Annotated in this window: 12 protein-coding genes; 7 read left to right on the forward strand and 5 right to left on the reverse strand. The window is 61.4% G+C overall.

Features of this window, described 5'->3' with window-relative positions; all coding sequences use genetic code 11:
- Window positions 1–26 precede the first annotated feature (26 nt).
- Together pta and L8K08_RS05715 are read left to right on the forward strand one after the other, a co-directional pair.
- Complete coding sequence (gene pta / locus L8K08_RS05710; RefSeq protein ID WP_106578583.1) at window positions 27–2,126, forward strand: phosphate acetyltransferase; 2,100 nt, start codon at window positions 27–29, stop codon at window positions 2,124–2,126.
- Complete coding sequence (locus L8K08_RS05715) at window positions 2,127–3,026, forward strand: acyltransferase (RefSeq protein ID WP_145165591.1); 900 nt, start codon at window positions 2,127–2,129, stop codon at window positions 3,024–3,026.
- 114 nt (window positions 3,027–3,140) lie between these two features.
- Here the strand turns inward: L8K08_RS05715 and cysN are convergent, their stop codons facing one another.
- The 3 genes from cysN to L8K08_RS05730 form a co-directional block, all read right to left on the reverse strand.
- A complete protein-coding gene (cysN, locus tag L8K08_RS05720; RefSeq protein ID WP_242194817.1) occupies window positions 3,141–5,039 on the reverse strand; it encodes a sulfate adenylyltransferase subunit CysN in 1,899 nt (632 codons plus the stop codon).
- A gap of 13 nt (window positions 5,040–5,052) precedes the next feature.
- The gene (gene cysD / locus L8K08_RS05725; RefSeq protein ID WP_017137614.1) at window positions 5,053–5,970 is read right to left on the reverse strand and encodes a sulfate adenylyltransferase subunit CysD; all 918 of its coding nucleotides are present in this window, start codon (window positions 5,968–5,970) and stop codon (window positions 5,053–5,055) included.
- Between the two features lie 256 nt (window positions 5,971–6,226).
- Window positions 6,227–6,985 (reverse strand): Nif3-like dinuclear metal center hexameric protein, encoded by a 759-nt coding sequence (locus tag L8K08_RS05730; RefSeq protein WP_242194820.1) that lies wholly within the window; start codon window positions 6,983–6,985, stop codon window positions 6,227–6,229.
- Between the two features lie 102 nt (window positions 6,986–7,087).
- Between L8K08_RS05730 and algW the strand changes: the two genes are divergently transcribed.
- The 3 genes from algW to L8K08_RS05745 all read left to right on the forward strand — a co-directional run bounded on the left by algW (window position 7,088) and on the right by L8K08_RS05745 (window position 11,193).
- A complete protein-coding gene (gene algW / locus L8K08_RS05735; RefSeq protein ID WP_106578579.1) occupies window positions 7,088–8,242 on the forward strand; it encodes a Do family serine endopeptidase AlgW in 1,155 nt (384 codons plus the stop codon).
- A 107-nt stretch (window positions 8,243–8,349) separates the two neighbouring features.
- On the forward strand, window positions 8,350–10,461 hold the full coding sequence (locus L8K08_RS05740; protein ID WP_242194823.1) for a TonB-dependent receptor: 2,112 nt from the start codon (window positions 8,350–8,352) through the stop codon (window positions 10,459–10,461).
- 12 nt (window positions 10,462–10,473) lie between these two features.
- Window positions 10,474–11,193, forward strand: a complete 720-nt coding sequence (locus tag L8K08_RS05745) for a DUF4198 domain-containing protein (RefSeq protein WP_145165587.1) — start codon at window positions 10,474–10,476, stop codon at window positions 11,191–11,193.
- Between the two features lie 132 nt (window positions 11,194–11,325).
- Here L8K08_RS05745 and hemH read toward each other — a convergent pair whose 3' ends face one another.
- The gene (gene hemH, locus L8K08_RS05750) at window positions 11,326–12,351 is read right to left on the reverse strand and encodes a ferrochelatase (protein ID WP_106578576.1); all 1,026 of its coding nucleotides are present in this window, start codon (window positions 12,349–12,351) and stop codon (window positions 11,326–11,328) included.
- Window positions 12,352–12,365: 14 nt separating this feature from the next.
- Window positions 12,366–13,265 carry a TIGR01777 family oxidoreductase gene (locus tag L8K08_RS05755; RefSeq protein ID WP_242194826.1) on the reverse strand — a complete coding sequence of 300 codons (900 nt, stop codon included), beginning with the start codon at window positions 13,263–13,265 and terminating at the stop codon, window positions 12,366–12,368.
- Window positions 13,266–13,476: 211 nt separating this feature from the next.
- On the opposite strand from L8K08_RS05755, the gene L8K08_RS05760 reads away from it, so the two are divergent.
- Together L8K08_RS05760 and L8K08_RS05765 are read left to right on the forward strand one after the other, a co-directional pair.
- Window positions 13,477–14,463, forward strand: coding sequence for an NAD(P)/FAD-dependent oxidoreductase (locus L8K08_RS05760; RefSeq protein ID WP_106578574.1), 987 nt, complete (start codon window positions 13,477–13,479; stop codon window positions 14,461–14,463).
- The gene (locus tag L8K08_RS05765; RefSeq protein ID WP_094948912.1) at window positions 14,460–14,675 is read left to right on the forward strand and encodes a TIGR02450 family Trp-rich protein; all 216 of its coding nucleotides are present in this window, start codon (window positions 14,460–14,462) and stop codon (window positions 14,673–14,675) included. The genes L8K08_RS05760 and L8K08_RS05765 overlap by 4 nt, the downstream gene beginning before the upstream one ends.
- The last annotated feature ends 10 nt before the right edge of the window (window positions 14,676–14,685 follow it).

Raw genomic sequence — 14,685 nt, forward strand, 5'->3', positions numbered from 1 at the left:
AAGCCATGCACCTCCAGAGAATTCGCATGCAGACTTTTTTTATCGCGCCCACCGATTTTGGTGTGGGTCTGACCTCCATCAGCCTTGGGCTGGTGCGTACCCTCGAACGGGCCGGGCTGAAAGTCGGTTTCTTCAAACCCATTGCCCAGCCGCACCCGGGCGACACCGGCCCCGAGCGCTCCACCGAGCTGGTGGCCCGCACCCACGGCCTGAAACCGCCCCAGCCTTTGGGCCTGGCCCATGTAGAGCGCATGCTCGGCGACGGCCAGCTGGACGAGCTGCTGGAAGAAATCATCACCCTTTACCAGCAAGCCGCCGTGGGCAAGGACGTGCTGATCGTCGAAGGCATGGTGCCAACCCGCAGCGCCAGCTATGCGGCGCGGGTCAATCTGCACCTGGCCAAGAGCCTGGATGCGGAAGTGATCCTGGTCTCGGCGCCGGAAAACGAAGTGCTCACCGAGCTCTCTGGCCGCGTGGAACTGCAGGCGCAACTGTTCGGCGGCCCCAAAGACCCGAAAGTGCTGGGCGTGATTCTCAACAAAGTGCGCACCGACGAAAGCATGGAAGCGTTCTCGGCGCGCCTCAAAGAGCATTCGCCACTGTTGCGCAGCGGTGACTTCCGCCTGCTTGGCTGCATCCCGTACCAGCCCGAACTCAACGCGCCGCGCACCCGCGACGTGGCCGACCTGATGGGCGCGCAGATCCTCAATGCCGGCGACTACGAAACCCGGCGCATGACCAAAATCATCATCTGCGCGCGCACCATGCGTAACACCGTGGAGCTGCTCAAGCCCGGCGTGCTGGTGGTTACCCCTGGCGATCGCGACGACATCATCCTCGCCGTCAGCCTGGCCGCGATCAACGGCGTGCCGCTGGCCGGCCTGCTGCTGACCAGCGACACCCTGCCCGACCCGCGCATCATGGATCTGTGCCGGGGCGCGTTCCAGGCCGGGCTGCCGGTGTTGTCGGTGAGCACCGGTTCCTACGACACCGCCAACCAACTCAACAGTCTCAACAAAGAAATTCCGATTGATGACCGCGAGCGCGCAGAAATCATCACCGATTTCGTCGCCAGCCACCTCGACGCACGCTGGCTGCACCAACGCTGCGGCACGCCACGGGAGATGCGCCTGTCGCCGGCCGTGTTCCGCTACCAGTTGATCCAGCGCGCCCAGGCCGCCAACAAACGCATCGTGTTGCCCGAAGGCAGCGAGCCGTTGACCGTGCAAGCTGCCGCCATCTGCCAGGCGCGCGGCATTGCCCGTTGCGTGTTGCTGGCCAAACCGGCGGATGTGGAAGCGGTGGCCCGCGCCCACGGCATCGAGCTGCCCGAAGGCCTGGAGATTCTCGACCCGGACCTGATTCGCCAGCGTTATGTCGAACCGATGGTCGCGCTGCGCAAGAGCAAGAGCCTCAACGCACCGATGGCCGAGCAGCAACTGGAAGACACCGTGGTGATCGCCACCATGATGCTCGCGCTGGATGAAGTGGATGGCCTGGTCTCCGGCGTCATCCACTCCACCGCCAACACCATCCGCCCTGCCCTGCAGCTGATTAAAACGGCGCCGGGCTGCACCCTGGTGTCGTCAGTGTTCTTCATGCTGTTCCCGGAGCAGGTGCTGGTCTACGGCGACTGTGTGATGAACCCGCACCCGAGCGCGGCGGAACTGGCGGAAATCGCCCTGCAAAGCGCCGACTCGGCCGCCGCGTTCGGCATCACCCCGCGCGTGGCGATGATCAGCTATTCCAGCGGCGATTCGGCCAGTGGCGAGGAAGTGGAAAAAGTCCGCGAAGCCACCCTGCTCGCCCACGAACAGCAAAGCTCGCTGCTGATCGACGGGCCGTTGCAATACGACGCCGCCGCCAACGAAACCGTGGCCCGGCAACTGGCGCCCAACAGCCTGGTTGCCGGCAAAGCCACGGTGTTTGTGTTCCCGGACCTCAATACCGGCAACACCACGCACAAGGCCGTGCAACGCAGCGCCGATTGCGTAAGCCTGGGGCCGATGCTGCAAGGCCTGCGCAAACCGGTGAACGACCTGCCGCGCGGCGCTCAGGTCGACGACATCGTGTACACCATCGCCCTGACTGCGATTCAAGCCGCCAACCGACCTATGGATATTTAAATGCTGGATTTTCTACCTGCCGCCGTGCGCGGGGTGATCGCGTCCCTGTTGTTGGCGCTGAACACGATTCTGTTGTGCTCGTTTCTGTTTATCGTCGCGCTGTTCAAGGCGCTGCCATTTGCCAAGCGCTTCAGCGAATGGCTGATGAACCACACCCACGAAGCCTGGGTCACCAATAACAAGGGCTGGATGAACCTGGTACGGCGCACGCGCTGGCACCTGACCGGCCTTGAAGGGCTGGACTACGAGCACTCGTACCTGGTGACCAGTAACCACCAGAGCTGGGTGGACATCATGGTGTTGCAGTACGTGCTCAATCGACGGATTCGCCCGCTGAAGTTCTTCCTCAAGCAGGAGCTGATCTGGGTGCCGGTGATTGGCCTGGCGTGGTGGGCGCTGGGTTTCCCATTCATGAAGCGCTACACAAAGGCTTACCTCGAGAAACACCCGGAAAAGAAAGGCAAAGACCTGGAAACCACCCGCAAGACCTGTGCGAAGTTTCGTGACAACCCGGTGGGCATTTTCAACTTTGCCGAAGGCACACGCTTTACGCCGGGCAAGCATGCGCAGCAGAAATCCCCATTTCGCTACTTGCTCAAGCCTAAAGCCGGCGGCATTGCGTTTGTGCTGGACGCCATGGGTGAGCAGTTGAAGTCCCTGGTCAACGTGACTATTCACTACCCTGCCGGGCGCCCTGGGTACTGGGACTTGCTGTGTGGGAATGTGAAGGATGTGGTGGTGCACTTTGAAGAAGTGCAGATTCCGGCCGGGTTTATCGGCAAGAATTATGAGCAGGATGGGGAGTACCGGTTGGCGTTTCAGGGCTGGATCAACCAGCTGTGGGAAGACAAGGATGCGTTGCTGGACAAGCTGCACACCGATTTCCCAGGCAAACAATAATCAACTGTGGGAGGGGGTTTGCCCCCTCCCACAGTTGGCCGAGTTGTCTTCAAGACTCCATGAAAAAGCCCGCCACCGAGTCATCGGTGGCGGGCTTTTTTGTGGCGGCGAGGTTTAGATCGCGCCGCGCTGACGCAACAGCTCCAGCACTTGCTTGACGCTGTCTTCCAGCGACGTGGCCTGGGTGTCGATCACCAAGTCGGCATTCAACGGCACGTCGTACGGGAAGGACTCGCCAGGGATGTTATCCCCACCCGCCGCGTACAGGCCTTGCGGATCACGCTCGGCGCACACCAGCGGCGACGCTTGCACATAGACGGTGAGCAGGCGGTCGGCGCCAATCAGCGCCTTGGCCTGTTCGCGGCCCTCGGCATCCGGCGCAACGAACGCGGCCAGGGTCAGCAGGCCGGCTTCGTTGAACTGGCGCGCCACGTGAGCAGCGCGACGCCAGTTTTCAGTACGGCCGCTTCGATCCTGCGGCAACCCTTTGTTCAGGTCGTGGCGCAGGTTCTGGCCATCCAGTACGAACACCGCACGGCCCATGTCGAACAACTTGCGCTCAACCGCATAGGCCAAGGTGCTCTTGCCCGCGCCCGACAGGCCGCTGAACAACACGGTGGCCGGCTGCTGGCCGAAGCGCAGAGCGCGCTCTTCAGTGGCGACATGAGCAAGGCTGCCGTGTTGCGCTGAACCGCCATGGTTGACCGGCGGCGCGATGATCATGCCCGCGGCCACCGTGCCGTTGGTCAAACGGTCGATGACGATAAACGCACCGGTGGTGCGGTTGCTGTCGTAACCGTCCAGCGCGATGGCGGCGTCGAGGCTGACCTTGACCCGGCCGATCTCGTTCAACTGCAGCGAACTCGCCGGGCCTTCGGCCAGGGTGTTCACGTCCACGCGGTGCACGATGCTGGTGATGGAACCCGGCACGTAGCTGGTCGCGCGTTTGATGTCGTATTTCTTGCCCGGCAGCATCGGCTCTTCGGCCATCCACACCAGCATGGCGTCGAAGGCGTCGGTCACTTGCGGCACGTTGTCGGCATGCACCAACAGGTCGCCACGGGAGATGTCGATCTCGTCTTCCATGGTCAGGGTCACGGCCTGGCCAGGGCCTGCGTGCTCCAGCTCACCTTCGAAGGTGACGATGGACTTGACCCGGCTGCTCTTGCCCGACGGCAGCACCACGACTTCGTCGCCCTTGTGCACAATGCCGCTGGCCAGGGTGCCGGCGAAACCACGGAAGTTCAGGTTCGGACGGTTGACGTACTGCACCGGGAAACGCAGGTCGGTGTAGTTGCGGTCGTTGGCGATCTCGACGGTTTCGAGAATTTCCATCAGCGACTGGCCGGTGTACCAGGGCGAACGCTCGCTCTTGTTCACCACGTTGTCGCCCTTGAGCGCCGACATCGGCACGAAGGCCAGGGTGCTTGGCTTGAACGCGATACCGTCAGCAAACTTCAGGTAATCGGCCTTGATCTGCTCGAATACGCTTTGGTCGAAGCCGTTGATGTCCATCTTGTTGATGGCCACCACGATATGTTTGATGCCCAGCAACGAGGCGATAAAGCTGTGGCGACGGGTCTGAGTCTGCACGCCATAACGCGCGTCGATCAGAATGATCGCCAGGTCACAGGTGGAGGCGCCGGTGGCCATGTTGCGGGTGTACTGCTCATGGCCGGGGGTGTCGGCAATGATGAATTTGCGCTTGGCGGTGGAGAAGTAGCGGTAGGCCACATCGATGGTGATGCCCTGCTCGCGCTCGGCCTGCAGGCCGTCGACGAGCAAGGCCAGGTCGATGTCATCGCCGGTGGTGCCGGATTTCTTCGAATCGCGGGTGATGGCTTCCAGGTGATCTTCGTAGATCATCTTGGAGTCGTGCAGCAGGCGCCCGATCAGGGTGCTCTTGCCGTCGTCGACGTTGCCGCAGGTCAGGAAGCGCAACATTTCCTTGCGCTCGTGCTGGCCCAGGTAGGCGAGGATGTCCTCGCTGATCAAATCAGATTGATGCGACATTGGTGACAGCCCCTTAGAAATAACCCTGACGTTTTTTATCTTCCATCGAGCCTGCGCCATCGTGGTCGATGACACGGCCCTGGCGCTCGGAAGTTCGCGTCAGGAGCATTTCCTGAATGATGTCCGTCAGCGTCTCGGCTTCGGACTCCACCGCGCCCGTCAACGGGTAGCAGCCCAGGGTACGGAAACGTACTTTCTTTTTGACGATTCGGGCTTTGTCTTCGTCGGACAAGTGCTCGAGGATGCGGTCGTCGTCGATCATGATCAACGTGCCGTTCTTCTCGATCACGTCGCGTTCGGCGGCGAAGTACAGCGGCACAATCGGAATGCCTTCCAGGTAGATGTACTGCCAGATGTCCAGCTCGGTCCAGTTGGACAGCGGGAACACACGGATCGACTCGCCCTTGTTGACGTTGCCGTTGTAGACGTTCCACAGCTCCGGGCGCTGGTTTTTCGGGTCCCAACGGTGCTTGCTGTCGCGGAACGAGTACACGCGCTCTTTGGCGCGGGATTTCTCTTCATCGCGACGGGCACCGCCGAAGGCTGCGTCGAAACCATGCTTGTCCAGGGCCTGCTTGAGGCCTTCGGTTTTCATGATGTCGGTGTGCTTGGCGCTGCCGTGGGTGAACGGGTTGATGCCCTGCGCCACGCCGTCCGGGTTGACGTGGGTGATCAGGTCCAGGCCAAGCTCTTCGACCATTTTGTCGCGAAACTTGTACATCTCCTGGAATTTCCAGCGGGTGTCGACGTGCATCACCGGGAACGGCAGCTTGCCCGGAAAGAACGCCTTGCGCGCCAGGTGAAGCATCACGGCGGAGTCTTTACCGATCGAGTAGAGCATCACCGGGTTGTCGAACTCGGCGGCGACCTCGCGGATGATGTGGATGCTTTCCGCCTCCAGCTGTTTCAGATGCGTCAGTTTGTCGACCATGGCTACTCACGGAAAAACGATCTTATGGACGGCCAGCGGGCCGTGTTCGAGCGGGGCATGCTAGCACAGCACCTTCTTCTATTCAGGGAGCTGGCTAGATCGAAACGGTATATGAATATGCCACTGGGTTTGGCTCAACTCGGTCGAATGTGGGAGCGGGCTTGCTCGCGAAAGCAGAGTGTCAGTCGAAATATGTATCAACTGGCACACCGCATTCGCGAGCAAGCCCGCTCCCACATTTGATCCCAGGTGGTAGTTAGACCGGGTTGGGGCAATCGATGAACAGATGCTCCAGCGCGAAACGCCGCGCCAGGTACTCGCCCAACGCCTGCACGCCATAACGCTCGGTGGCGTGGTGGCCGGCGGCGATAAAGCTGATGTCGTTTTCCCGCGCGCTGTGAAAGGTTTGCTCGGAAGCTTCGCCGCTCAGGTACAGGTCGACGCCTGCCGCAATCGCGTCGTCGATGTAACCCTGACCGCCGCCCGTGCACCAACCAACGCGGCGGATCATTTCGCTGCCTTCGATCAGCAGCGGTTCACGGCCCATCACGTCCTGCACACGGCGGGCAAAGTCGCGGGGCGACAGGGGCTCGGCGAGGGAACCGACCAGGCCGACGATTTTGGGGTTGCTCGGGTCCAGCGGACCTTCGACGGTAATGTCCAGCTGGCGGGCGAGTTGCACGTTATTGCCCACGTCCGCGTGCAGGTCCAGCGGCAGGTGGTAGGCGAGCAGGCTGATGTCGTGCTTGAGCAGGGTTTTCAGGCGGCGCTGTTTCATGCCGGTGATGCACGGGTTTTCGCCCTTCCAGAAATAACCGTGGTGCACCAGCACCAGGTCGGCCTGGGCTTCGACCGCGGCATCCAGCAGAGCCTGGCTTGCGGTCACGCCGCTGACGATGCGCATCACCTGCGGACGGCCCTCGACCTGCAGGCCATTGGGGCAATAATCGGCAATTTTTGCGCTGCCAAGGTAGCGGTCCGCTTCCTCGACGAGGGTGGTAAGGGGGACGGCCATAAAAGACTCCTAAATATCCCGTTCCGAGGCGCTCGCAGCCTCGTATAATGCGCGACATTATGGGCGCTCTCCCGCCCCCTGCAACCTGTCAGGACTTACTTGATGCTTAAGGCACTGCGTTTTTTTGGATGGCCATTGTTGGCTGGCGTGCTGATCGCGATGCTGATTATTCAGCGTTATCCCCAGTGGGTGGGCTTACCCAGCCTTGATGTGAACCTGCAACAGGCTCCGCAAACCAGTTCGGTGGTGCAAGGTCCGGTGACTTATGCGGACGCCGTGGTCATCGCCGCACCCGCCGTGGTCAACCTGTACACCACCAAGGTCATCAACAAACCGGCGCATCCGCTGTTTGAAGACCCGCAATTTCGCCGCTATTTCGGCGACAACGGCCCCAAGCAGCGCCGCATGGAATCCAGCCTGGGTTCCGGCGTGATCATGAGCCCCGAAGGCTACATCCTCACCAACAACCACGTGACCACGGGTGCCGACCAGATCGTCGTGGCCCTGCGCGACGGCCGTGAAACCCTGGCCCGCGTGGTTGGCAGCGACCCGGAAACCGACCTCGCGGTGTTGAAGATCGATTTGAAAAGCCTGCCCTCGATCACCATCGGGCGCTCCGAAGGGCTGCGCGTCGGTGACGTGGCACTGGCGATCGGCAACCCGTTTGGCGTCGGCCAGACGGTGACCATGGGCATCATCAGCGCCACCGGGCGTAATCAGTTGGGGCTCAACAGCTACGAAGACTTTATCCAGACCGACGCGGCGATCAACCCGGGCAACTCCGGCGGCGCGTTGGTGGATGCCAATGGCAACCTGACCGGCATCAATACCGCGATTTTCTCCAAATCCGGCGGTTCTCAGGGCATCGGTTTTGCGATCCCGGTGAAGCTGGCCATGGAAGTGATGAAGTCGATCATCGAGCACGGCCAGGTAATTCGCGGCTGGCTGGGCATCGAAGTACAGCCGCTGACCAAGGAATTGGCTGAGTCGTTCGGTTTGACCGGACGCCCGGGCATCGTGGTCGCCGGGATCTTCCGCGACGGCCCGGCGCAGAAAGCCGGCCTGCAACTGGGCGATGTGATCCTCAGCATCGATGGCGAACCGGCCGGTGATGGCCGTAAGTCGATGAACCAGGTCGCGCGGATCAAGCCGACCGACAAGGTGGCGATCCAGGTAATGCGCAACGGCAAAGAGATCAAATTGCTGGCAGAAATCGGCCTGCGCCCACCACCGGCGCCGGTGAAAGAAGAGGAATAACGGGTTGGGAGCCCGTTCGCGGGCTCCTGTAACCTAATATTTCAAAAGAAATCCATTCTCATTAGGCATGTTATATTGTTTCAATATAGACATTGGAACGCTCTATCATGCCGCCTCGTAGATTTACCCCACTGGCTGGTCTGGCCTTGGGATTGCTGCTCGACCCCGCCTACGCCGAAGACAGCTACGCCAAAGACAACACTGTCGAACTGGACACCATCAGCGTCACCGGCGACGCCTATGAATCTGCCATGGGCCCAGTCAAAGGCTATCGCGCCACCCGCTCTGCCAGCGCGACCAAAACTGACACGGCCCTGCGTGACATCCCACAATCAATCAGCGTGATTCCCGCCACGGTGCTCAACGACTTGGGCAGCACCAATGTCGAGCGCGCCCTGGAATTCGCCGGTGGCGTGTCCAAGCAAAACAACTTCGGCGGCCTGACGCTTTACGAGTACAGCGTGCGCGGCTTCACCACTTCGCAGTTCTACCAGGATGGATTCAGCGCCAACCGTGGCTACCCGAGCACGCCAGACGCGGCCAATATAGAGCGCATTGAAGTGCTCAAAGGCCCCGCCGCCAGCCTCTACGGGCGTGGCGATCCCGGCGGCACCGTCAATATCGTCAGCAAAAAACCCCAGCCGCAAGCCTTCACCACCGTGCAAACCAGTGCCGGCAGCTGGGACCGCTACCGCACAGCCCTTGATGTGAACACGCCACTGGACAGCGACGGCCGCATGCTGTCGCGCGTGAACCTGGCGGTGGAAGACAATCACAGCTTTCGCGATCACGTTGACGCCAAGCGCGTATTCGTCGCGCCATCTTTCAGCTGGCAATTGGACCCGGACACTCGCCTGCTTGTAGAAAGCGAGTTCGTGCGCCACAGCTCAACCTTCGACCGTGGCATCGTCGCGCCGCATGGCATGTCCCGCTCCACCTTCCTCGGCGAGCCCAACGACGGCAACATCCGCAACCACAACAACCGCCTCCAGGCCGCCGTGGAACACCACCTCAACGACACCTGGCAAGTGCGCCTCGCCAGCCACTATAAACAGGGCAGCCTGTGGGGCGACGCCTCGGAAAGCCGCGCGCTGAATGCCGACGGCCACACCGTCAACCGCCGCTACCGCCAACGCTCTACCGGTTGGCATGACAGCATTACCCAGCTCGAGCTGCGCGGCCTGTTCGATATCGGCAGTTGGCAGCATGAACTGCTGATCGGCAGCGAGTACGAGGATTACCGCAAAAAAGAACGCGTGATGGCGATTGCCGGCAGCCTCTACCCCATCGACATCTATAAACCGATCTATGGCCAGACCAAACCCAACGGCGCGCGCTCCGGCACCGACGTTTTCGAACAGGTGAAGAGCCAGGCACTGAACCTGCAGGACCAGATCGTTTTCACCGACCGCCTGCGCGGCATGCTCGGTGCGCGCTTCGAACACGTCGAACAAAGCACCGATGACTTCACCCGCAACCACGCCAAGGGCCGGCAAACCCATGATGCACTAACCCAACGCGCCGGTTTGCTCTACCAGCTCACGCCGCAGGTCGGCGTGTTCGCCAACGCATCAACGTCGTTCAAACCGAACAGCGGCCTGGATGCCGGCGGTAAATCCTTCGAGCCAGAAGAAGGCGTCGGTTATGAAATAGGGCTCAAGAGCGAGCTGTTCGACGATCGCCTGAGCACCACCCTCGCCGCCTTCCACATCGAAAAGAAAAATGTCCTCGCCCTCGATCCCGCCACCGACACCCAGCGCGCCATGGGCAAGGCGCGCAGCCAGGGTGTCGATCTGCAACTGAGCGGGCAAGTGACCGACGCCGTACGCGTCATCGGCGCCTTCGCCTACATCGACGCCGAGGTGACCAAGGGCGACAAAGCCATCCCCACCGGCAGCCGAATTCTCGGCGTGGCCAAGCGCAGCGCCAGCCTGTTGGGCGTGTATGAATTCCAGAATGGCGTGTTGCGCGGCTCGGACCTGGGCGCAGCGTTCACCTACGTCGGTGACCGCTCCGGCGAGGCCGGCAGTCGTTTCGAACTGTCCGCCTACCACACCGTCGACCTGCTGGCGCATTACAAAGCCAGCGACAACGTCACCGTGGGCCTGAACCTCAATAACCTATTCGACGAAAAGTACTACGAGCGCTCCTACAGCAACTACTGGGTCACGCCCGGTGAGCCGCGCAACGTCACCGTCAGCCTGACCCTCAACCTGTAAAAGGACGCTCCCATGCAAGCCTTGAAATCCCTGGCCGTGCTCGGCCTGCTGTTTGCCAGCCAAGTTTCTGCCCACGGCCTGTGGACCGAACAGCGACGCGGCAATATCGAAGTGATCTACGGCCACGGCGCCGAGGACAACGCCTTCAAGGCCGAGAAAATCAGCGGCGCCTGGGCGTATGACGCCAGCGCCAGGATGATCCCGGTCAGCGTAGAACGCCTTGCCGACCACGCACGCCTCAAGCCGCTCAAATCGCCCGCCGTTTTAGCGGTCGCCCTGGATAACGGCATGTGGTCGCAGACGCCGGACAAGAAGTGGATCAACCAGGGCCGCCGCCATGTGCCGGGGGCGATTGCATCGACCCAGACCTTCAAGTACAGCCTGGCGATTTATCAGCCGGGGGCGAAGTTGCCGAAGCTGGATCAGATCAAGCTGCTGATCCTGCCTGAAGTGGATCCGCTGACCGTAGGACCTGGCCGATCACTGCCGGTGCGTGTGCTATTGGATGGCAAGCCTGCGGCGGGGATCAAGCTGGTGGGCGACTATCGCAATGCACCAAACACCTTGAGCACCGAGACCGACAAAGACGGTCGCGCCCAGGTGCTGGTGCGTAACGAAGGGTTGAATGTGATCGCGGCGCAGGTGGAGATCCCGCTCAAGGACAATGCCGATGTGGCGACGCGCGGGCTGTTCAGTTCGCTGACGTTCCTGGGTGAACCGCATCACGAATAAACCCTAAAAAACACTGTGGGAGCGGGCTTGCTCGCGAAGGCGCTGCATCAGTCAATACATTCGTTGACTGACACCTCGCATTCGCGGGCAAGCCCGCTCCCACAGTTGATCTCTATCGTTTCGACAATCTGATCACAGCGCCAAGGGCGCCCGCTCACACAACGTGTTCAGCGCCGCAGCCCACTGCGGGTCATCATTGAGGCACGGCACCAACACCAACTCCTCGCCCCCTGCTTCGCGGAACTGCTCCAACCCACGATCACCAATCTCTTCCAGCGTCTCAATGCAATCGGCAACAAACGCCGGGCACATCACCAGCAGCTTTTTCACGCCTTGCTGGGCCAGGGCTTCCAGGCGGGCTTCGGTGTAGGGTTCGATCCATTTCGCCCGGCCCAGGCGCGACTGGAATGCCACCGACCACTTGCCATCCGGCAGGCCCATGCGCGCGGCAAATTCCCGTGCAACGCTGAAGCACTGCGCGCGATAGCAGGTGGCAAGCACCTCGGGCGACGCGTTCTGGCAGCAGTTCGCATCCTTGAAACAATGCCCGCCGGTGGGGTCGAGCTTTTTCAGATGACGCTCGGGCAGGCCGTGAAAACTCAGGAGCAAATGATCGTAGTCCTGCTCGACATACGGCCGGGCGCTCGCAACCAGTGCCTCGAGGTATTCCGGCTGATCGTAAAAGGGCTGCAGGATCGAAAACTGCACGTTGAGCTTTTTGTCACGCACCACACGCTTGGCTTCTTCAATCACGGTGGTCACGGTGCTGTCGGCAAACTGCGGGTACAACGGCGCCAGGGTGACTTTCTTAATCCCCTGGGCGGCCAGGCGCGTCAGCGTCGTTTCAAGCGACGGTTCGCCATAACGCATCGCCAGCTCCACCGGGCCCTGCGTCCACTGCGCGGTCATTTGCTGCTGCAAACGACGACTCAAGACTACAAGCGGTGAACCCTCGTCCCACCAGATCGACGCGTAGGCATGCGCCGACTGCTCGGGGCGCTTGATCAGGATCAGCGACACCAGCAACCGCCGCACCGGCCACGGCAGGTCGATCACGTAAGGGTCCATCAGGAACTGATTGAGGTAGCTGCGCACATCGGCCACCGAAGTGGAGGCCGGTGAACCCAGGTTGACCAGTAACAACGCGTGATCCGTCATGCAACATCCTATGGCTAGAGGCGGCTGGACAAGTCTTCCAGGGCCGCGTGCAACTCAGTGAACTGAAAAGTGAAACCGGCCGCCAACAGCCGCTCGGGCACGGCTTTTTGCCCGCCGAGCAACAACCCGGACAACTCACCCAGCCCGACCTTCAATGCAAACGCCGGCATCGGCATGAACGCGGGACGGTGCAGCACCTGGCCCAGGATCCTGGCGAATTCGCGGTTGCGCACCGGGTGTGGCGCGCAGGCATTATAAGGACCGCTGGCGTCCGCCTTGTGCAGAAGAAAATCAATCAGGGCGATTTGATCTTTGATATGAACCCACGGCACCCACTGCCGACCATCGCCGATCGGCCCGCCCAGCGCCAGCTTGAACGGGAGCAACAGCCGCGACAAAAAGCCGCCCTTCGCCGCCAGCACAAGGCCGGTGCGCACCAACACCACACGGATGCCCATGGCTTCGGCGCGCAGGGCCGTTTCTTCCCAGGCGATACACAGCTGGCTCGGGAAGTCGTCCTGCACCGGGCCGCTGGCCTCGGTCAATTCGCGCTCGCCGCCATCGCCGTACCAGCCGACCGCCGAACCGGAAATCAGCACCTGCGGTTTTTGCGCCTGGCCTTCCATCCACGCCAACAGCGTTTCGGTGAGGCTGATGCGGCTGCTCCACAACAAGGCCTTGCGCTTTTTGGTCCAGGGCCGATCAGCAATAGGCGCGCCGGCCAGATTGACCACCGCATCCACGCTGCCGATCACGTCTTGCAAGCGGCCAACGCCCAACACTTGCGCACCGCACCACTTGGCAACGGTGTCCGGTTCACGGCTCCAGACGGTCAAGCGATGCCCTTGGGCAAGCCAGTGTTGGCAAAGCTGGCGACCGATCAAGCCGGTACCGCCGGTCAGCAAAATATGCATGGGACACTCCTCATGTAACGTTCGCCGCCGATCACTGGTCTATTTTATAAGCAGGGATCAATTGCAATCGGGCGCGGCTGTTGGTTAAGCCTCAGCTTTAACCATAGGCCACGCCGTAAGAACAGGCACGCCAAAACTTATACCAAAAAACAATATTGTACAGCTATTGGTGTCGGCGTAGTCTGTACCCAACGGTAAAACGAGGCCTCCCATGACTGTTCCCATCGCGATCATCGGCACCGGCATCGCCGGTCTCTCCGCCGCCCGAGCGTTACGAGACGCGGGGCACGCTGTACAACTCTTCGATAAAAGCCGCGGCAGCGGCGGCCGCATGTCCAGCAAGCGCAGCGACGCCGGCGCGTTGGACATGGGCGCGCAATACTTCACCGCTCGCGACCGGCGCTTCGTCAACGAGGTGCAACGCTGGCAAAGCAACGGCTGGGCCGAGCAGTGGAAACCCCAGCTGTACAACTTCAAGTCCGGTCAGCTCACGCCCTCTCCCGACGAGCAAATTCGCTGGGTCGGTACGCCGCGCATGAGTGCTATCACCCGTGCGCTGCTGGACGATTTGCCGGTGGAATTCGGTTGCCGCATCACCGAAGTGTTCCAGGGCAAACAGCATTGGAACCTGCTGGACGCCGACGGCGGCAATCACGGCCCGTTCAGCCACGTCGTGATTGCCACGCCGGCGCCCCAGGCCACCGCGCTGCTCGCCGCCGCGCCGAAGCTGGCGGGTGCCGCTGCTGGGGTGAAAATGGACCCGACCTGGGCCATCGCCCTGGCTTTCGACAAACCTCTGGACACGCCGATGGAAGGCTGTTTCGTTCAGGACAGCCCTCTCGACTGGCTCGCGCGCAACCGCAGCAAACCCGGGCGCGATACCACCCTCGACACGTGGGTGCTGCACGCCACCAGCGCGTGGAGCAAGGCGCACCTGGACTTGCCCAAAGAAGCTGTGATCGAACACCTGCACGGCGCCTTCGCAGAACTGCTGCACAGCGCCATGCCAGCGCCTTCTTTCAGCCTGGCGCATCGCTGGCTGTACGCGCGACCCTCCAGCGCGCATGAATTCGGGGTACTGGCCGATGCTGACCTGGGCTTGTATGTGTGCGGCGACTGGTGCCTGTCCGGTCGGGTCGAAGGCGCATGGCTCAGCGGCCAGGAAGCGGCGCGACGCTTGATCGAGCACCTGCAATGAACCGCATCAATCCCGCCAAACTGCTGCTGTCGAAGTGGACAGCAGCTCGTCCTCGCAACAAGGAGAAACACTTCTTGGTCACCGAATTGTTTCGTGACGAGGAAGGCACTGTGCTGGAAATCGAGCTGCAAGCCGTCATGACTCGCCGTGCTGAACGCCTGACCTGGCAAACCCTGCAGAACGCCGAAGATTGGCGAATCGGCTGGAAGTAGCTCGCCCGAA

It is taken from the genome of Pseudomonas sp. TREG-RG-20F-10-E-6-01, from assembly GCF_022662455.1.
Taxonomy (GTDB): Bacteria; Pseudomonadota; Gammaproteobacteria; order Pseudomonadales; family Pseudomonadaceae; genus Aquipseudomonas.